At 66.5% G+C, this 19363-nt stretch carries 10 protein-coding genes; 8 read left to right on the top strand and 2 right to left on the bottom strand.

Annotated features, from left to right (window positions below; translation table 11 throughout):
* The first annotated feature begins 486 nt into the window (after nt 1–486).
* Nucleotides 487–7764 (top strand): hypothetical protein, encoded by a 7278-nt coding sequence (locus V5F26_RS18665; RefSeq protein ID WP_394947122.1) that lies wholly within the window; start codon nt 487–489, stop codon nt 7762–7764.
* 165 nt (nt 7765–7929) lie between these two features.
* Here the strand turns inward: V5F26_RS18665 and V5F26_RS18660 are convergent, their stop codons facing one another.
* The gene (locus tag V5F26_RS18660; RefSeq protein WP_394055770.1) at nt 7930–8862 is read right to left on the bottom strand and encodes a response regulator; all 933 of its coding nucleotides are present in this window, start codon (nt 8860–8862) and stop codon (nt 7930–7932) included.
* Nucleotides 8852–12235 carry a hybrid sensor histidine kinase/response regulator gene (locus V5F26_RS18655; protein WP_394947398.1) on the bottom strand — a complete coding sequence of 1128 codons (3384 nt, stop codon included), beginning with the start codon at nt 12233–12235 and terminating at the stop codon, nt 8852–8854. Before V5F26_RS18655 ends, V5F26_RS18660 begins: the two co-directional genes overlap by 11 nt.
* A 476-nt stretch (nt 12236–12711) precedes the next feature.
* Between V5F26_RS18655 and urtA the strand changes: the two genes are divergently transcribed.
* The 7 genes from urtA to V5F26_RS18620 all read left to right on the top strand — a co-directional run bounded on the left by urtA (nt 12712) and on the right by V5F26_RS18620 (nt 19300).
* On the top strand, nt 12712–13920 hold the full coding sequence (gene urtA, locus V5F26_RS18650) for an urea ABC transporter substrate-binding protein (protein ID WP_234051911.1): 1209 nt from the start codon (nt 12712–12714) through the stop codon (nt 13918–13920).
* Between the two features lie 135 nt (nt 13921–14055).
* Nucleotides 14056–14982, top strand: coding sequence for an urea ABC transporter permease subunit UrtB (gene urtB, locus V5F26_RS18645; RefSeq protein ID WP_234051723.1), 927 nt, complete (start codon nt 14056–14058; stop codon nt 14980–14982).
* Between the two features lie 11 nt (nt 14983–14993).
* Nucleotides 14994–16118, top strand: a complete 1125-nt coding sequence (gene urtC, locus V5F26_RS18640) for an urea ABC transporter permease subunit UrtC (protein WP_234051724.1) — start codon at nt 14994–14996, stop codon at nt 16116–16118.
* An 11-nt stretch (nt 16119–16129) separates the two neighbouring features.
* Nucleotides 16130–16909, top strand: coding sequence for an urea ABC transporter ATP-binding protein UrtD (urtD, locus tag V5F26_RS18635; protein WP_394055767.1), 780 nt, complete (start codon nt 16130–16132; stop codon nt 16907–16909).
* 12 nt (nt 16910–16921) lie between these two features.
* The gene (urtE, locus tag V5F26_RS18630) at nt 16922–17611 is read left to right on the top strand and encodes an urea ABC transporter ATP-binding subunit UrtE (protein ID WP_234051726.1); all 690 of its coding nucleotides are present in this window, start codon (nt 16922–16924) and stop codon (nt 17609–17611) included.
* 32 nt (nt 17612–17643) lie between these two features.
* Nucleotides 17644–18876, top strand: coding sequence for a formamidase (gene fmdA, locus V5F26_RS18625; RefSeq protein ID WP_234051727.1), 1233 nt, complete (start codon nt 17644–17646; stop codon nt 18874–18876).
* 70 nt (nt 18877–18946) lie between these two features.
* On the top strand, nt 18947–19300 hold the full coding sequence (locus V5F26_RS18620; protein WP_234051728.1) for an FmdB family zinc ribbon protein: 354 nt from the start codon (nt 18947–18949) through the stop codon (nt 19298–19300).
* Nucleotides 19301–19363 lie beyond the last annotated feature (63 nt).

Below are 19363 nucleotides of genomic sequence, written 5' to 3'. Positions count from 1 at the left end.
GAATGCGCGACCCGCATAACGCGCATCCGCGCCCGTGCACAGGAATGCCGGGTGGCGTTGCGGCGGCGCCATGGCTGGGCCTTTGCTTCCACCCGCGCGTCGGTCGCCGATTCATCGAGGAATTCGGCACCTCCGTCGAATGGCGCTTGTGAGCTGCGGGGGGCGCTGCAAAACCTGGATGTCACAGGGGAAAGGTCTGCCCCGGCGCAAATGTGATGCGGTCATCTGCTCTGAATATCAAGTGCAGAACCGCGCAGATGGCCTCGCGAGGTGCTGAGCCGATGTATAAATTCGCATTTTACTCGAATTAATTCGCGCGCCGGGCATCTGAGTCGCCCGCAGGCCCGCAATTGAAGATCTGCCCCGCAGCAATTCCAAGCCCGCGCCTCTGTGCGTGGCCGTTGACGCTGAAGAAAGCGGAAGACGCACCGCGATCTTCTCGCCAAGGCAGCGTCCGCGCCATTTATCGCTTCCGGAGATCTCCCCGTGTCCCTTTCCGCTGCCGATCCGCGCCCCCTCAACCTTCCCCAGACCCCCCGCGCGCGCCGCGCGCTGGTCCGCGATCTGCCCCTTGGTGTGCTCTCCCTCGCGCCGCTCTTCATGGCCATCTCCAGCGGTGCGGCGGTGGCGCAGACGGCCGTGCCGAGTTGCGCCGATGTCTCCGGTGGCGTGGCCTGCACCATCTCGGCGGGAACCTACACCGCCCCGGCGGCGGCGAGCGCGGGCGCGCTTTCGGTCGACGATTACGGCACCTTCACCCTCTCCATCGGGGGCAGCACGGCCGTTGGCGTCTCCGCCAGCGCGCTGGGGGTCGCGGGCGCGGACTCCAGCTCCAGCCGCGCGAAGGATGGCAGTGCGGCGGGCTATCTCAGTCTGATCGCCCATGATTCCGGTGCCATCACCGTCACCGGGCAGGCCTCGTCATACGTCCCGATCTCCGCCCTGCTGGGCCAGGCCGTGGGCGGCAATGGCGGCCAGTATTCCGGCGATGACAATGCCTATGGCGGCGGCAATGGCGGCAGCGCGCTGGGCGGTGTCTATGTCAACAACTCCCAGGCCATCACCGCCCTCGGGGAGTTCCCGGGCGGCCTTGCCCTGGTGCTCGCGACCGCCACAGGCGGGGATGGCGGCAAGGGCGCAAGCGGCGGCTCGGGCGGCTTTGGCGGCACCGTGCAGCTGGAGAATTATGCGGCGGTCAATATTGGCAGCGCCACCTCGTTCGTCGTGGGGTCCACGGGCGGCAGTATGGGCAGCGCTATCAGCGCCTTGCAGGCGTCCTCGTTCGGCGGATCTGCGGGCGAAAGCACGGCGAGCGACGCGCGTTTTGGTGGCTCCGGCGGCCTCGCGAGCGTTTATAGCACCGCGCCGGTGAGCGTCTATTGGACCTGGCAGGGCGCCGGACCGGGCGTTGGCGAATCCCAGCTCTATGGCGTGGTCGCCGGGTCCGAAGGCGGGGTGAGCCCAAACAAGGCCCAGAAGGGCTTTAATGGCGGGGCGGGTGGCAGCGCCTATGGCGCGGTTGTGACCCTCACCGCCGATGCTGACGTGACCGTGGTGGCGCAGAACACCGCAGGGGCCATCGCCTATGACGACACGGGCAAGCTGGCCAGCACCGCGCTGACCGGCGCGGCGGTGGCCGCCCTCTCCCAGGGCCGGAACGGCGGCCTGACCTATGGCAATGATGCGGCCGCCGGCGCTGGTGGCGACGCGGGCATCGGCGACACCCTCACCAGCGTGAGCATCACCGGCGCACAGGTGTCCGTTTCGGGCAATGCCATGGCCGGCGTGGAGGCGCGCAATGCGGGCGGCGCCGGCGGCACCGGCAATTCTAAGGACAATGATGGCGAGCCCTACGGCGGCAGCAAGACGGATGGCGGCGTGGGTGGCTCGGCGGGGGCCCTGTCGGTCAGCCTCTCCAATGGGACGGTGATCACCGCATCCGGCACCCTGGCGCCGGGCGTGGTGGCGGCGGCCATCGGCGGGGTGGGTGGCGATGGCGCGAGCTATTATGGCTGGAACTCCGACGCCGGCAACGGCTCTGCGGGCGGTAGCGCCGACGCGGTGACCGTGAGCCTGACCAATACGTCCGTGGCCACCAATGGTGATTATTCGGCGGGCATCGTCGCCCTCTCCATCGGCGGCAATGGCGGCAATGGCGGCGACCGCAAGTCGGGCAATTCCGGCGATGCCGGCGGCGGCGGCAATGCGGGATCGGGCGGCTCCGTCACGGTGGAGCTCGGGGCGGGTTCCAGCGTCACCACCAACGGCTATTCGTCCGCCGGCGTGATCGCCTATTCCGCGGGCGGGTCCGGTGGCAATGGCGGCATTGGCGAGGTCAACATGACCGGCAGCCCGCGCAATGGTGGCAATGGCGGCAGTAGCGGCTTGGTCAGTGCAACGGTGGATGCCGGCGCCACCATCACCACCCAGGGCGATGCCTCCGGGGGCCTCGTGGCCATCAGCATCAGCGGCTTTGGCGGCAACGGCAACACCGTCTCGAACGTCGGATCGAGTCATGGCGGGGATGGCGGCACGGGCGGCCAGGCCGGCTCCACCGTCAATGGCGTGCTGACGGCGGTGGAGGCCGTGAACAACGGCGTCATCACCACCCTGGGCGACGATTCCGCCGCCATCCAGGCCGTGGCCGCCACCGGCGGCGGCGGCGGCGGCGGCCAGACCGGCGGCATCTTCTTCGTCTCGGCCGGTACGGGCGCGTCGGCCGGCGTGGTGGGCGAGGTGATCGCCACCAATTCCGCGACCGGCTCCCTCAGCACCAGCGGCATGGCCGCCGTCGGCATCCTGGCCCAGTCCATTTCGGGCGATGGCGGCGATGGCGGCAATCTGGACATGGCCAATACGGGCCTGGGCGGCTCCGCCGGCTTTGCCACCAATGGCGGCACTGTCCAGGTGACGAACCTGGGCTCCATCCTCACCACGGGCTTCAACGGCATCGGCATCCTCGCCCAGAGCATCGGCGGCGGCGGCGGGGCCGGTGGCTCGGCGGACAATCTCGCCTCCATCGGCGGCCAGGGGGGCGGCGGTGGCGGCGGCGGCGCGGTGAACGTGAATGCGGGCGGCACCATCTCCACCGAGGGGGATCTGGCCGCAGCCATCATCGCCCAGTCGGTGGGCGGCGGCGGCGGCGATGGCGGCAATGTCACCGCCACCTCGGTGGGCGTGAGCCTCGCCATTGGCGGGGCGGGTGGCGCCGGCGGGGCGGGCGGCGCCGTGAGCGTCAGCGGCAATGGCCTCGTTATCAAGACGCTGGGCTCGCAGTCGGTGGGCCTGGTGGCGCAATCGGTGGGCGGCGGCGGTGGTGTCGGCGGCTCGGCGTTCGACATGACGGCCAGCGCGGGCTTCGGCGCCGCTGTGGCCGCGGGTGGACAGGGCGGGGACGGCGGCAACGCGGGCGCGGCAACCGTGAACCTCACGAAGACCACCATCGTGACCGCCGCGAGCGTGCAGGACGCCACCAATCCGGAAGACGCCGCCTATGGCACGGTGCTCGATCCGCTGGCCGTGGATTCCTATGGCGTGCTCGTGCAGTCCATCGGCGGCGGCGGCGGCCTGGGCGGCGCCTCGGCCGCGAAGGCCTTCGTGCAGGATGTGACCATTCCGGGGAGCGAGGGGCTTTCAGGCTTCGCGGTTTCCCTCACTTATTCGGCGGGCGGCGATGGCGGCGGAGGCGGCAATGGCGGCACCGCGACCCTCAATCTCGCGAGCGATGTCAGCATCCTGACCTATGGCAATGGGGCCCATGCGCTCATGGTGCAGTCCATTGGCGGGGGCGGCGGCACGGGTGGCGATTCATCGTCCAATTCCACCACCTTCGGCTTCAAGACCCTGTCGAAGGTGACGGGGCAGGCCAATTACAACGTGGATCTCACGCTCAATGTGGGTTCCAATGGCGGCACCAGCGGAAATGGCGGGACGGTGAACGTCACCCTGGGCGGAACCGATGGCGTGGCCGACGCGGACGCGGCGACCGATCCTGTGCAGATCGTTACCCTCGGGGACGCTGCCTATGGCCTGCTCGCCCAGTCGCAGGGCGGGGGCGGCGGCAATGCGGGCAGCGGCTCGGGCTCCACCCAGAACGGTACCAGCGGCAGCACGGCGCTGAAGTTCGGGCTGACCCTCGGCGGGCAGGGCACGGGCGGCGGCACCGGCGGCGAGGTGAACGTGACCGCCTTCACCGGCACCTCCATCCAGACCTATGGCGATGGCGCCATCGGCATCCTCGCGGAAAGCACGGGCGGCGGCGGCGGCAATTCCGGCGGCGGCTCGTTCCAGCTCGGCCTGCCGAGCCTGGATGAGGTGGGCAAGGTCATTAGCGGGTCCACCACCGGTTGGACAGTGGGCAAGCTCACCTCCTCCGTCACCATCAAGAACGGCAATACGGGCGGCAGCGGCGGCGATGGCGGCACGGTGAATGTGGCCCTCACCGGCACCACGGTGACCACCAGCGCCGAGGGCGCCACCGGCATTTCCGCCATGAGCGTGGGCGGCGGCGGCGGCAAGGGCGGCTCGGCCGGCTCCTCGGGCTCCTCCGACGATCCCAACGTCATCGATGACCTGAAGGCGGACAAGAAGTTCGTGAGCGGCATCGCGAACTACATGACCGATATCCTGAAGAAGGTTCAGGATGGGGCTGGCTGGTCGCAGGCCATGCGGGATTCCCTCAGCAATTTCCTGCCCTCCCTCAATATCTCCCTCTCCCTGGGCGGCGATGGGGGAACCGGCGGCAATGGCGGCACGGTGAAGGTCTCCCTGACCGACAGCACCGTTGCGACCCTGGATGATTATGCCTATGGGGTGTCGGCGCAGTCCGTCGGCGGCGGCGGTGGCGATGGCGGGGCGGCGGTGGCGGGCGGCTCGTCCGGCATTGGCAGCATCATGAAGCTCAACGCGAACATCGCCCTCGGCTCCACGGGCGGCGCCGCGGGCGACGGTGGCACGGTGAGCGTGACCCTGGCGGATTCGGTGATCTCCACGGCCGGTTACGCCTCCTATGGCATCCTGGGGCAGAGCGTGGGCGGTGGCGGCGGCACGGCGGGATCGGCACAGACCAATTCCAGCGGCTATTTCTCCCTCGGCGCCAGCCGCGGCCTTACCTCCGCCGATATGGGCAATGGCGGCAGCGTCACCCTGGCCTCGGCGAGCGGCAGCGGGCCCACCAGCGTCACCACCCAGGGCGACGCCGCTATGGCCGTGTTCCTCCAGTCCATCGGCGGCGGTGGCGGCGTGGCGGGCGACGGCTTCACCCTGACGCCCGGCATCCTGCAATTCGGCGGCGACGTCTCCCTGTCTGCGGGTGGCTCCGGGGTGATCGGCGATGGCGGGGCGGTGACGTTCGATGCCACGAACCTGCCGTATCTCACCATCGTGACCAGCGGGGCGAATGCCTATGGCATCCTGGCGCAGAGCATCGGCGGCGGTGGCGGCCTGGTGTTCCGCCAGGCGGGCAGCAGCACCAAAACCGGCGCTTACGAGCTCGGTGGCTCCACCGGTTATTCCAATGGCGGCACGGTCAGCGTGGCGCTGCATGATGACAGTTCAATCGCCACATCGGGCGATGGCGCGCACGCCATCTTCGCCCAGTCGGTGGGCGGCGGCGGCGGCATCGTCGGCTTCGCCGGCGGAACCACCACCATGAGCATGGCGACATCGCAGGATGGGACCAATTTCGCGACTTCCGGCAATGGCGGCGATGTCACCGTCAACACCGGCAACAGCTCCATCACCACCACGGGCGCGAGCGCCTACGGCATCTTCGCCCAGAGCGTGGGCGCCGGCGGCGGCGTGAGGTCTAGCAATGACGGGCTGTCCGTGATCGCGGGCTCGACCGGCGGAACCGGCTCCCTGGGCAGCGGCGGCAAGGTGACCATCACCGAAGGCGCGGGCGGGCTCATCTATACCACCGGCGAAAACGCGGTGGGCATTTTCGCCCAGAGCGTCGGCCAGAATGGCTATAGCACCTCGTCGAGCGGCGGGGTCTCCATCAACGTGAATGGCAAGGTGATCGGCGGCTATGGCGAAGATGGTACCGCCATCTGGGTGGACTCCGACAGCACCACCAACTCCATCCTGATCTCGTCCACCGGCTTCCTCAGCGCCACCTCCAACCTCGCCATCCGCTCCACCGGCGAGGGCATCACCAACGTGACCAATCACGGCGCGGTGGCGGGCAATTGGGATCTCACCGCGGGCAGCACCTTCTCCAACGGCGACGCTCTCGTGGCCACGTCGGCGAAGAGCAAGAGCGTGACGAGCTACGGCACCTTCACCAATGCCAGCGACGGCACGCTGGTCGCCGGCAGTGCCATGGCGGGCCATCTGGTGAATGACGGCACCCTGGTGCTGGGCGCATTGGAAAGCGATCGCACCACCCGCCTTTCCGGATCGCTCACCCAGGGCGAAAGCGGCGTCATCATCGCCAATGCTGACTTCGCCGGCGGCACCATCGACCTGTTGTCGGTGGGGGGCGATGCGGAGCTGAAGGGGCGGGTGGAGGTGGTGGCCTCCTCCCTGCTGCCGAACCGCAAGCTCACCTTCCTCGAGGTGGACGGTGTGGCGGTGGGCACGCTGGATGGCTCCACCAGCAACGTGTTCGACTATGTGGTCGACAAGTCCGGCAGCGCCTATTCGGTGATCGCCACCGCCGATTTCTCCAATTCGGGCGGCAGCCTCAACACTATCGAGCAGCGGGTGGCGAACTATCTGCAGGGCATCTGGAACAGCGGTGGCAGCGGCTATGGCTCGGTGTTCGGCCACCTGTCCACCCTCGACAGCGGCCTTTATGCCAATGCGCTGTCCCAGCTCGGGGAGGGCACGGCCAATGCGCCGGCGGGCGAGAACATCGCGCTGGCCCAGCAGCATCTCGATCGGCTGATGAGCTGCCCGGTGTTCCAGGGCGAAACCGCCATCGTCACCCAGACCAGCTGCATGTGGGCCGTGGGCGCGGGGCAGAGCTTCGACCAGAGCGCCTTCGACGGGGCTGGCGGCTATGGCAGCACCACCTACAGCTTCGCCATGGGCATGCAGAAGGAGGTGGCGTCCGGCTGGTTCCTGGGCCTCGCCGGCGGCTATGACGACAGCCGCATCAGCTCCGCCAACATGTCTATCGACGGCAGCAGCGGCTGGGGTGGCGTGACGGTGAAGTACGAGACCGGGCCGTGGCTGTTCGCCGCCGCGCTCACCGGCTCCTATGGCAGCTTCGATGGCGAGCGTTCCATCTATCTCGGCACCATCGGCGGCATCGCCAAGGGCACCAACGATCTGTGGGGCTTCGGCGGGCGTGGGCGCATCGCCTATACGGTGGGCGCGGAGAGCTTCTATGCCCGTCCCTTCGTGGACCTGGACGTGCTCTACAACAGCATGTCCGGCTACACGGAAATGGGCGCCGGCGTGCTCGATCGCGTGGTGGCGGGCAGCGACCAGTGGACCGGCCTTGCCACCCCCGGTGTCGAGGTGGGCGCGCGCATCAACCTCGATCCGGATTTCGTGCTGCGGGGCTATGCCCGGTTCGGGGGCACCTTCTCCACCACCGATTCCTGGACCTCCAACACCGCTTTGGTGAGCGCGCCTTTGGGGCTGGGCGGCCTCGACGTGGTGTTGCCGCTGGACACGGTCTACGGGCGGGTCGGCGCGGGGCTGGACCTCGCGGCGGTCAAGCACGGCATGAACCTGCGGGCGGAATATGAGGGCGCCTTCTCCGAGCACACCTCGCGTAACATGGGCACGCTGCGCTTCTCAGTGAACTTCTGAGGCGGGTTCAACACCTGTGAAGGAGGGGGCTTCGGCCCCCTTTTTTCATGGGACGCCCATGGCCGATGAGCGGTCCCCATGGGCCCCGGGGTCAACCCCGCGTAGCGTTGCAGCGGACCGGATTGGCACCGGGAGAAGACCGGGGCCGAGGGTCCCGGCGGGGCGTCAGCGGGCGGACAGGGCGCGCACGGCGGCGGCCGCCGCGGAGGCGCGATTTTCCACCCCGATCTTGGCGTAGATCTGCTCCAGGTGCTTGTTCACCGTGCGTGGCGAAAGGCCGAGGATCTCGGCGATGTCGCGGTTGGGCTTGCCGTGGGCGATCCAGCCCAGCACCTCGGCTTCGCGCGAGGTCAGGCCGAAGGCGCGGCGCAGTACGTCCTCGCTGCTCACACGCTCCACCTCGGCCACGCGCAGCAGCAGTTCCTGGGGGCCGACCTGCCCCACATAGGAGAAGCTCAGGCGCGCGGTCCCCTCGGCATCGGTGAGGTTGATGGTGTCGGCGCCGCCAGCCGCCGGGCCCGCGCGCATGGCCGCGAGCCAGGTGCGCACCGCCTCCGGCAGCAGATAGCCCTCGCCAGCCACGGTCTGCAGGTGCGTGCCGATGAGCCGGTTCGCTTGCGGCGTACTCCACAGCACGCGCCCGTCCAGCGACGCCGACATGAGGAAGCGGCCGGCGGCGTCGAGCGCCACCTGGGCGCTCTGGGTCTGGCGGGCATTGGCCAGATGCACGCGCATGCGGGCAATGATCTCATCCGGCACCACGGGCTTGGCCACGTAATCCACCCCGCCGGCATCGAGCCCGCGCACGATGTGCTCGGTTTCCGAAAGGCCCGTCATGAAGATGACGGGCACATGGGCCAGCGCCTTGTCGGCCTTCAGCCGCCGGCAGGTTTCGAAGCCGTCGAGCCCGGGCATGACCGCGTCCATGAGGATCACGTCCGGGGTGATCTGCTGGACCAGAGTGAGGGCGTTGGCGCCCTCCGTGGCCACCAGCACGGTGACGCCCGCATCTTCGAGGGCGTCGGTGAGCAGGCTCAGGGTTTCGGGCGAATCGTCCACCACCAGGACGATGTCACGCCGTGTCGCGCTATGGATCATCGCTGCGGAAGGCCTCCAGAACGGCCATGTAGCGGTTGAGGTCGAAATTGCGGACGATGTCGTTCATCTGGGCCACGAATGGCCCATGGGCGGGGGATTCCTCCGCCAGCGCCTCCAGCTTGGCGCGGATGCCGCGCACATAGCCGATGCGGCCGAGCTTCAGCAGCTCCTCGATATGGGCGGCCGCGGGCGGGGCCACGGTGTCGGGCGCGGCGGCCGGCAAAGCGGGGCTGTCGGCCTCGAAAGTCCATTCGAGACCCAGCAGGGTGCGGATCTTCTCCAGCAGCGTGCGCATGTCGACCGGCTTCACGCACTGGTCGTCATGGAAGGAGGCTTCGTCCGTGCGGGTGATGTCGCCGGCATTGGCGGAAATCATGATGATGTGGGAGCTGGGCGCAACCTTGGTGCGCAGCGCCTCGGCCACATCCCAGCCGGTGAGGTGGGGCATGGAGATGTCGAGCAGCACCAGATCAGGCTTGACCTCAGCCGCCATGGCGACCGAGCTCGGCCCGTCATCCGCGGTGAAGACGATGAAGCCGAGCGGACGCAGCAGCTCGCACATGAGATCGCGATGGGCGGCATCGTCATCAGCCACGAGCACGGTGCGCGGCGGCCCCTCATAGCCCTCGATACGCCGTTCCGCGGGCGCGGTGTCGGGGCGCGGCGCGGCCTCGGAGAGCAGCAGGCGAACCCTGAACGTGGTGCCGGTGTCCACCTCGCTCTGCAGCGAGATGTCGCCGCCCATGATCTCCGTGAGCAGCTTGGTGATGGTGAGGCCGAGCCCGATGCCGATGGTGTTGAAAGTGCCCGCCCGGCTGCCCCGCTCGAACGGCTCGAAGATGCGCTCACGTTCCTCGGCCGGAATGCCAATGCCGCTGTCGGTGATCTCGAACTCCGCCACTTGGTTGCGATAGGCCACCGAGAAGGTCACATGCCCGCGGGCCGTGAACTTGATGGCGTTGGAGAGCAGGTTGATGAGGATCTGTCGCAGCCGCTTCTCGTCGGTGTGCACCACCTGTGGCAGGCGCGGCGAGCGGGCGTGGCGGAACTCGATTCCCCGCGCCTGGGCCTGGAGGCGGAACATGTCCACGATCTGGTCCAGGAGCTCGTGGATACGCACCTCGTCGCGATAGAGGTGCAGCCGACCGGCTTCGATCTTGGAGATGTCCAGCAGGCCGTCAATGAGGCCCGACAGGTGCTCGGACGAGCGGCGCACCACCCGGATAGCGTCGCGCCGGTGGGCGGGAATGGAGCTGTCGCGCTCCAGGAGCTGGGCATAGCCGAGAATGGCGTTGAGTGGCGTGCGCAGCTCGTGGCTGATGCCCACCACATAGCGGCTCTTGGCCAGATTGGCCGCCTCGGCCGCCTCCTTGGCCTTTTGCAGCTTGGCGTCGGTGCGCTTGTGGGCCTCGATCTCGCGCATGAGGAGGGCGGTCTGGCGCTGGCTTTCCTCCTGCGCCACGCGCCGGCTCTCCTGGGCCAGCACGAACAGCCACGCCACCACGCCGACGATGATCATCAGCACGAAATAAAGCGTCCACAGGGTGGTGCGGATGGCATCGCCATGCAGGGGCGATTCCAGGCGGGCGTGGGAATAGATGAGCGCCAGGATGCCGCCGATGACGCCGGCCAGCAAAGCGAGGATGGCGAGATAATGCCCCACGCGGGTATAGAGCCGGCCCACCACGGCCTGGGGCAGGGTCGCGGCCAGCACGCCCATGAGCTGGTCGGAGGCGCGGGCCTTGCTCTTACAGCGGTCGTTGCAGCGCGCATCCAGCGAGCAGCACAGGGAGCAGATGGGGCCAGCATAGACCGGGCACTGGGCCATGTCCTCCGCTTCGAACCGATGCTCGCAGATACAGCAGCGCACCAGGCCGTTGTGGCGTTGGGCGGCGGGCGCCCAATCGGTCTTGGGCTCGCGGGCCATGTAATAGCGTCCGCCGGTGGCGAAGGCGATGGCGGGAGCGGCGAGGAAGGAAGCGATGAGGGCGATGAACACGCACAGCGCCTGTGCGGTCACGCCCAGAAGGCCGGCATAGGCGGTGAGGGCGAGGCTGGTGCCGATGAGCACCGCGCCCACGCCCACCGGGTTGATGTCATAGAGATGGGCGCGCTTGAACTCGATGGTGGGCGGGGAGAGGCCGAGCGGCTTGTTCACCACCAGGTCCCCCACCAGCGCCGCCACCCAGGCCACCGCGATGATGGCATAGATGCCGAGGATCTGGTCCAGCGCCTTGTAGATGCCCAGCTCCATGAGCAGCAGCGCGATGGTGACGTTGAACACCAGCCACACCACCCGCCCCGGATGTGAGTGGGTGAGGCGGGAGAAGAAGTTCGACCAGGCGATGGAGCCCGCATAGGAATTGGTGACGTTGATCTTCAGCTGGGAGACGATGACGAACAGGCCGGTGAGCACCAAGGCCGCCTGGTGCGACGGCACCACATCCTGGAACGCCAGCAGATACATGCGCGTCGGCTCGGCCGCGGCGGCCAGGGGCACCCCGCTTTCAAACACCAGATAGGCGAGGAAGGAACCCGCCAGCATCTTCAGCGCGCCGGGCACGATCCAGCCCGGGCCGGCCGCCAGCAGGCTGCCCCACCAGCGCAGGTCGCCCACGCCCTTGCGCTGCGGCAGGAAGCGCAGGAAGTCCACCTGCTCGCCGATCTGCGCCACCAGCGCGAACACCACGGTGGAGGCGGAGCCGAAGGCGAGAAGGTCGAAGCGCCCGTCCGGCGGGCCCCACTGGCCGGCAAACGCCATCCATTCGGGAAGCTGGCTTTCGCGGTGAACCAGCAGAAGGCCGAGCGGCACCAGATGAAGCCCCAGCCACAAGGGCTGGGTCCAGGTCTGGAACCGGCTGATGAAGGTGATGCCGTGGGTGACGAGGGGGATCACCGCCACTGCCCCCATCACATAGCCGATGGCGAGCGGGATGCCGAAGCTCATCTCCAGCGCCAGCGCCAGGATCACCGCCTCGATGGCGAAGAAGATGAAGGTGAAGGAGGCGTAGATCAGCGAGGTGACCGTGGAGCCGAGATAGCCGAAGCCCGCCCCGCGGGTGAGCAGGTCGATATCCACCCCGAAACGGGCGGCGTAATAGCTGATGGGCAGGCCGGTGGCGAAGATGATGGCGCTGACCGCCAGGATGGCCGCCACCGCATTGGTGAATCCATAGCTGAGCGTCACCGCCCCGCCGATGGCCTCCAGCGCCAGGAAGGAGATGGCGCCAAGCGCCGTGTTCGCCACCCGGAATGCGGACCAGCGCCGGGCGCTCTTCGCGGTGAAGCGCAGCGCGAAGTCTTCCAGTGTCTCGTTACGCACCCATTGATTGTACTGGCGTCTGACGCGGACAATCCTCTGTTCCGCCCCCATGGCTTCAGGTCCCATCGCCGGCTGGTTCGAAAGGACCTCCTCTTGCATCGCTCCCGACAGTCTCTGTTCGGCTTGCCGCCATTATGGTTTCGGCGCCCGGCAAGGGGCTGCGCTGTGGCCGCCTCCTGCCGGTCGCCGCCGGCTGTGGCCCGGGTGAAACCCGGTGCCGGTTTCGTTCGGCGGGGCAGTGTCGTGCTTCGCCGCGGATTTGTCACCTCCCGCCGCGCCGCCCAGTCCCGCCGAGCGTCCAGGGCCAAGATAAACGGACCTGTCGCGGGCCATATACGTCAATTGACGTATTGCTGATCCGGCCCGAACCCGGGAAGCATCACCCCACCAAAAAGCTTCCAGACACTTTGAAACCATCCTGTCATCGCGATGGAGGGGGAAGTATGTCTTCTGATGATCAGCGGTCCGGTCGAGGTCTGTCCCAGATGAACCTGGGGCGGCGCCAAATCCTGAAGGGCCTCGCGGCCATGCCCGTTGCTTCGGCTTTCGGGGCGTCCGCCTTCTTCTCGTCGTCGGCCTTCGCCCAGGCGCCGGCGACGTCCGCCGTGAATACGACCGGGCTTGCCGTGACGGACACGGAAGTGACGGTGGGCATCCTGCACTCGGTCACCGGGACCATGGCCATTTCCGAAACCGGATCGGTACAGGCGGAAAAGCTCGCCATCGACCAGATCAACGCCTCCGGCGGCGTGCTGGGTCGCAAGATCAAGTACGTTCAGGAAGACGGCGCCTCCGATTGGCCGACCTTCGCGGAGAAGGCCAAGAAGCTCCTGGTGCAGGACAAGTGCGCCTCGGTGTTCGGTTGCTGGACCTCCGCCTCGCGCAAGGCGGTTCTGCCGGTGTTCGAGCAGTATAACGGCATGCTCTATTATCCGACCTTCTATGAAGGCCTGGAGCAGTCCAAGAACGTCATCTATACGGGCCAGGAGGCGACGCAGCAGATCATTGCCGGCCTCAACTGGGTGGTGCAGAATCGCGGCGCGCAGACCTTCTATCTCCTGGGATCGGACTATATCTGGCCGCGCACCTCCAACAAGATCGCCCGCAAGCACATCGAGAACTTCCTCAACCTGAAGGTGGTGGGTGAGGAATATTTCCCGCTCGGTCACACCCAGTTCAATTCGGCCATCAACAAGATCAAGCTGAAGAAGCCGGATGTCATCTACGCCATCATCGTCGGCGGTTCCAACGTCGCCTTCTACAAGCAGCTCAAGGCGGCCGGCATCGACCTGTCCAAGCAGACCCTGCTCACCATTTCGGTGACGGAAGACGAGATCCTGGGCATCGGCGGAGAGAATATCGCGGGCGCGCTCGCCTGCATGAAGTATTTCCAATCCCTCGACAATCCCAACAACAAGGCGTTCGTCGAGGCGTTCAAGAAGGCCTATGGCCCCAACATGGTCATCGGCGACGTGACCCAGGCCGCCTATCTCGGCCCCTGGCTGTGGAAGCTCACGGTGGAGAAGGCCGGCTCCTTCGACATCGACAAGGTGGCCGCGGCCTCCCCGGGCGTCGCCTTCGACAAGGCGCCGGAAGGCTATGTGCGCATCCACGAGAACCACCATCTGTGGAGCAAGACCCGCGTCGGCAAGGCGCGCCCGGATGGACAGTTCGACGTGCTCTACGAGACCGCCGAGCTGGTGGAGCCGAACCCCTTCCCCAAGGGCTACCAGTGAGCCGAGCGCTCGCACGCCGCGCCGCTTTCGCCTGAAAAGCGGCGCGCCACCCGTCCGCGCGCGGCGCGGGCGGGCTCCATCCGGCCCGAGGAGGGGCCCGGGGTCATGCGGCCGGAGCCGCTGCGGAGTGCTTCGATGTTCATGGGATATTCGCTGGGGGAGCTCGGCTCCATCTTCGCCATGCAGGCCTTCGCCGGCCTGATCCTGTTCTCCGTCTTCGTGCTCATGTCGCTGGGTCTCGCCATCATCTTTGGCCAGATGGGCGTGATCAACATGGCGCACGGCGAGTTCATGATCCTCGGCGCCTACATGACCTACCTCACCTCGCAGGCGTTCCAGGCGTTTGCGCCGGGGCTCTACGGAATCTACTTCTTCGTCGCCATGGTGGTGGCCTTCTGTGCCTCCGGCGCGCTGGGAATGCTGGTGGAGTGGAGCATGATCCGCTTCCTCTACAAGCGCCCGCTCGACACGCTGCTGGCCACCTGGGGCCTCTCCCTCATCATGCAGCAGGCGTTCCGCTCCATCTTCGGCGCCCGCGAGGTGGGGGTGGAGCTGCCCGAATGGATGATGGGCTCGCTCGCCATCACCGACACCATTGAGGTGCAGATCAACGGCCTGTTCGTGATGGGCCTCACCACCCTCATTGCCATCGCCGTCTATCTGCTCATGTTCCGCTCGCGCTGGGGCCTGCAGGTGCGGGCCGTGGTGCTGAACCGGCCCATGGCGGGCGCGGTGGGCATCGACAGCGAGCGGGTGGACCGCTTCACCTTCGGCCTCGGCTGCGGCATCGCCGGCATCGCTGGCAGCGCCTTCACCATGATCGGGTCCACGGGTCCCACGGCGGGCCAGCTCTACATCGTCGACACCTTCCTGGTGGTGGTGTTCGGCGGCGCGGCCTCCCTCGCGGGCACCATCGCTTCGGCCTTCACCATCTCCCAGGCGCAATCGACCATGGAATTCTTCATGTCCGGTTCCATGGCCAAGGTGCTCACGCTGCTGGTGGTGGTCTGCATCCTCATGGTGCGCCCGGAAGGCCTGTTCGTCCTCAAGGTCCGGCGCTGAGGAGGCCTGACATGACGCAAGCGCTCTCCCCCCGTTTCAAGAACCTCATTGGCCTTCTTCTCCTTGCCGTGCTTCTGGCGGTGGTGCTGCCGCTGGTGCTGGAGCCCTTCCGCCTCAACATGGTGGGCAAGTATCTCACCTATGCCTTCGTGGCAGTGGGCCTGGTGCTGTGCTGGGGCAATGCGGGCATCCTCTCCCTCGGCCAGGGGGTGTTCTTCGGCCTCGGCGGCTATGCCATGGCCATGTATCTGAAGCTTCAGTCCTCCACGCTAGAGGCCACCAAGATCCAGTCTACCCCCGGTATTCCCGATTTCATGGACTGGAACCAGATTACCGAGCTGCCCTTCTTTTGGGTGCCCTTCAAGTCGCTTCCGCTCTCCTTGCTGGCGGTGGTTCTGGTGCCCATGGCGTTCGCCTTCATCGTGTCCTTTCCCATGTTCAAGCGGCGGGTGGGCGGCGTCTACTTCGCCATCATCACCCAGGCGCTGGCGGCCATCATGACGATCCTCATCGTCGGCCAGCAGGGCTATACGGGCGGCATCAACGGCATCACCGACCTGCGGACCCTGGCGGGTTGGGACATCCGCACCGACAGCGCCAAGACCATCCTTTATTTCGTGAACGTGGCGCTGCTGCTCGGGGCCATCGGGTTGTGCCTGCTGGTGCGCGGCTCCAAGCTCGGGCGCATCCTCGTCGCCATGCGCGACAAGGAAGACCGGGTGCGGTTCTCCGGCTACGACGTGGCGAGCTTCAAGGTGTTCGTGTTCTGCCTGGCGGCGGCGCTGGCGGGCGTGGGCGGGGCCATGTTCACCCTGCAGGTGGGCTTCATGTCGCCGTCCTTCGTCGGCATCGTGCCGTCCATCGAAATGGTTATCTACACGGCGGTGGGCGGACGGCTCTCTCTGTTCGGCGCGGTCTACGGCACGCTGCTGGTGAACTGGGCGAAGACCTCCTTCTCCGAAAGCTTTCCGGAGCTGTGGCTGTTCGGTCTCGGCGCCCTGTTCATCGCGGTGGTGCTGCTGTTCCCCAACGGCCTTGCGGGCCTCTACCGCAGCCATGTGGAGCCGCGCATCGATGCCTTCCTCGGTCGCAAGGGGCGCTCCGGCTCCACCCCCGCGCCCGCTCCGGCTGAATGAGGAGGTGAGCCATGAACGCGCAAGCTGCCACCAACGTCATCACCGACCAGATGGGCCCCGATTTCCTGCTGGCGGTGGAGGGGCTGACCGTCTCCTTCGACGGCTTCAAGGCGGTCGACGACCTGTCCTTCTATGTGGATGAGAATGAGATCCGGGTCATCATTGGCCCCAACGGTGCCGGCAAGACCACGGTGCTTGATCTCATCTGCGGCCGCACCAAAGCCACATCAGGTTCCGTGAAGTTCAAGAATACGGAGCTGACCCGCCTCAAGGAATACGAGATCGTCCGCGCCGGGGTGGGGCGCAAGTTCCAGAACCCGTCCATCTATGAAGATCTCACGGTGTTCGAAAACCTGGAGATCTCTTTTCCGCGCGGACGCGGCGTGTTCGGTGCGCTCGCCTTCAAGCGGGATGCGGAAGTGATCGGGCGGGTGGAGGAGGTGGCCAAGACCATCTTCCTGGCCGACCAGCTTCACCAGCGGGCCGAATACTTAAGCCACGGCCAGAAGCAGTGGCTGGAAATCGGCATGCTGCTGATCCAGGACCCTGAACTTTTGATGCTGGACGAGCCGGTGGCCGGAATGAGCGTCGCTGAGCGTAAGAAGACGGCGGAATTGCTCAACACCATCATCAAGGATCGCTCGGTGATCGTGATCGAGCACGACATGAAGTTCGTGGAGGACATCGCCCACAAGGTCACGGTGCTGCACCAGGGCAAGATCCTCGCCGAGGGGCCCATGGCCAAGGTGCAGGCCGATCCCAAAGTCATCGAAGTCTATCTCGGCCACTGAGGGGAACCGACCATGCTCAACGTCGACAACCTCGTCGTCTCCTATGGCCAGAGCGAGGTGCTGCACGGCTTGTCCTTCGGCGTGGCGCCGGGGGAGATCGTCGCCATCATGGGCCGCAACGGCATGGGCAAGACCACGCTCATGAAATCGCTGATGGGCGTGGTGCCCACGCGCTCCGGCACGGTGGCCTTGGGCACCGACACGATCACCGATCTCAAGAGCTGCCAGCGGGTGGCGCGCGGCATCGCCTATGTGCCGCAGGGGCGGATGATTTTTTCTTCCATGACGGTTCAGGAGAACATCGAAACCGGCCTCATCGTCCACAATGACAGCAAAGTGCCGCCGGACATCTATGAGCTGTTCCCGGTGTTGCTGGACATGAAGCACCGGCGCGGTGGCAACCTTTCCGGCGGCCAGCAACAGCAATTGGCCATCGCCCGGGCGCTCGCCACCCGGCCCAAGGTGCTGCTGCTGGACGAGCCCACCGAGGGCATCCAGCCCTCCATCATCCGCGAGATGGCCCGCACCCTGAAGCGCATCCGCGATGAGCGGGGCCTGTCCATCGTGGTGTCGGAACAGGTGCTCTCCTTCGCCCTCGACATCGCCGACCGCGTCCTGGTGATCGAGAACGGCGAGATCGTCCATGAGGACCTGCGCGCCGACATCGACGAAGCCAAGGTCGCCAAGTTCCTGTCCGTATGAACCTTTTTCGCCTTCAACCCTGAGGAAGAGCCATGCCTGAGACCTTGATCTCGGTCGACCTGTCGCGGCCGGCCACGGAGAATGAGAACCTCCACAACCGCTGGCATCCGGATATCCCGATCGCCGTGTGGGTGGAGCCCGGTGCCGATTTCCGGGTGGAGACGGTGGACTGGACCGGTGGCGCCATCAAGAACGATGACAGCGCGGACGACATTCGCGACGTGGACCTCACCACCGTGCATTACCTGTCTGGCCCCATCGGCGTGAAGGGCGCCGAGCCCGGCGACCTGCTGGTGGTGGATATTCTGGACGCCGGCACGCTGGAAGGCCATGAATGGGGCTTCAACGGCTTCTTCTCCAAGAAGAATGGCGGCGGCTTCCTGACCGACCACTTCCCGCTCGCGCAGAAGTCCGTGTGGCATTACGAGGGCATGTTCACCCGCTCGCGGCATGTGCCGGGCGTGGGCTTTGCCGGCCTTATCCATCCCGGCCTCATCGGCACCCTGCCGTCGAAGTCGCTGCTCGATACCTGGAACGCCCGCGAGCAGGCGCTGATTGACACCAACCCCACCCGCAGCCCGCCGCTGGCCAACCCACCCTTCGCCAAGACCGCCCATCTCGGCCGCCTCACCGGTGACGACAAGGCGCGGGTGGCGGCGGAAGGCGCGCGCACGGTGCCGCCGCGCGAGCATGGCGGCAATTGCGATATCAAGGATCTGTCGCGCGGCTCGCGTATTTACTTCCCGGTCTATGTGCCCGGTGCCGGCCTTTCCATGGGCGACATGCACTTCTCCCAGGGCGATGGCGAAATCACCTTCTGCGGCGCCATCGAGATGTTTGGCGCGTGGCTCCACATCAAGGTGGACCTCATCAAGGAAGGGATGACCAAGTACGGCATCAAGAATCCCATCTTCAAGCCGTCGCCCATCACCCCCAACTACAAGGATTATCTCATCTTCGAGGGCATCTCGGTGGATGAGACCGGCACCCAGCATTATCTCGATGCCAATGTGGCCTACCGTCAGGCCTGCCTGAATGCCATCGAATACCTGAAGAAGTTCGGATATTCTGGTGCCCAGGCCTATTCGCTGCTCGGCGTCGCGCCGGTGCAGGGGCACTTGTCGGGCGTGGTGGATATTCCCAATTCCTGCGCCACCTTGTGGCTGCCCACCGAGATCTTCGACTTTGACATCAAGCCTTCGGCGGCCGGCCCGCAGAAGTTCCTTGATGGCTCCATCGACATGCCCGTCGCGCTGGAAGACTGAACCCCTCTCCGCCGGGGCGCTCGCGCTCCGGCGGCCTTTTCCTTCCAATCGAATGACGCGGAGGATGCCCATGCCGGTCTATGATTATATGTGCGAGGACTGCGGGCCGTTCACCCAGATGCACCCGATGAGCCAGTGCGACGAGGCGCAGCCCTGCCCCGAGTGCCGGGCCTTCTCCCCGCGCGCTTTCCTCACCGCACCCCATGTGGCGGGCATGGATGCGGGCCGCCGCAATGCCTTCGCAGCCAATGAGCGCAGTGCCAACGCCCCCATGAGCGTGGGTGAATATGCGGAGAAGAGCGCGCGCGCCAAGCACAAGGCTGGCTGCGCCTGCTGCGCGCCCAAGATGAAGAGCCGCACCCGCGTCTCGCCCACCGGCGCCAAAAGCTTCCCGACCGCGCGGCCCTGGATGATCAGTCATTGATGGCCGGGAATCGTTCGCATAGGTATTCGCCGCCCATGGCGTCAAAAGGCCCGCCACGATCTC

Origin of the sequence: Xanthobacter variabilis (genome assembly GCF_043831965.2) — a bacterium.
GTDB lineage: Bacteria > Pseudomonadota > Alphaproteobacteria > Rhizobiales > Xanthobacteraceae > Xanthobacter.
This window is presented reverse-complemented; position numbering and strand designations above follow the sequence as displayed.

Excerpts from the sequence above, each read along its gene's own strand:
- urtC (WP_234051724.1), top strand. The coding sequence starts at position 14,994 with ATGACGCAAGCGCTCTCCCCCCGTTTCAAGAACCTCATTGGCCTTCTT.
- urtE (WP_234051726.1), top strand. The coding sequence starts at position 16,922 with ATGCTCAACGTCGACAACCTCGTCGTCTCCTATGGCCAGAGCGAGGTG.
- V5F26_RS18655 (WP_394947398.1), bottom strand. The coding sequence starts at position 12,235 with ATGGGGGCGGAACAGAGGATTGTCCGCGTCAGACGCCAGTACAATCAA.
- V5F26_RS18660 (WP_394055770.1), bottom strand. The coding sequence starts at position 8,862 with ATGATCCATAGCGCGACACGGCGTGACATCGTCCTGGTGGTGGACGAT.
- fmdA (WP_234051727.1), top strand. The coding sequence starts at position 17,644 with ATGCCTGAGACCTTGATCTCGGTCGACCTGTCGCGGCCGGCCACGGAG.
- V5F26_RS18620 (WP_234051728.1), top strand. The coding sequence starts at position 18,947 with ATGCCGGTCTATGATTATATGTGCGAGGACTGCGGGCCGTTCACCCAG.
- urtD (WP_394055767.1), top strand. The coding sequence starts at position 16,130 with ATGAACGCGCAAGCTGCCACCAACGTCATCACCGACCAGATGGGCCCC.
- urtA (WP_234051911.1), top strand. The coding sequence starts at position 12,712 with ATGCCCGTTGCTTCGGCTTTCGGGGCGTCCGCCTTCTTCTCGTCGTCG.
- urtB (WP_234051723.1), top strand. The coding sequence starts at position 14,056 with ATGTTCATGGGATATTCGCTGGGGGAGCTCGGCTCCATCTTCGCCATG.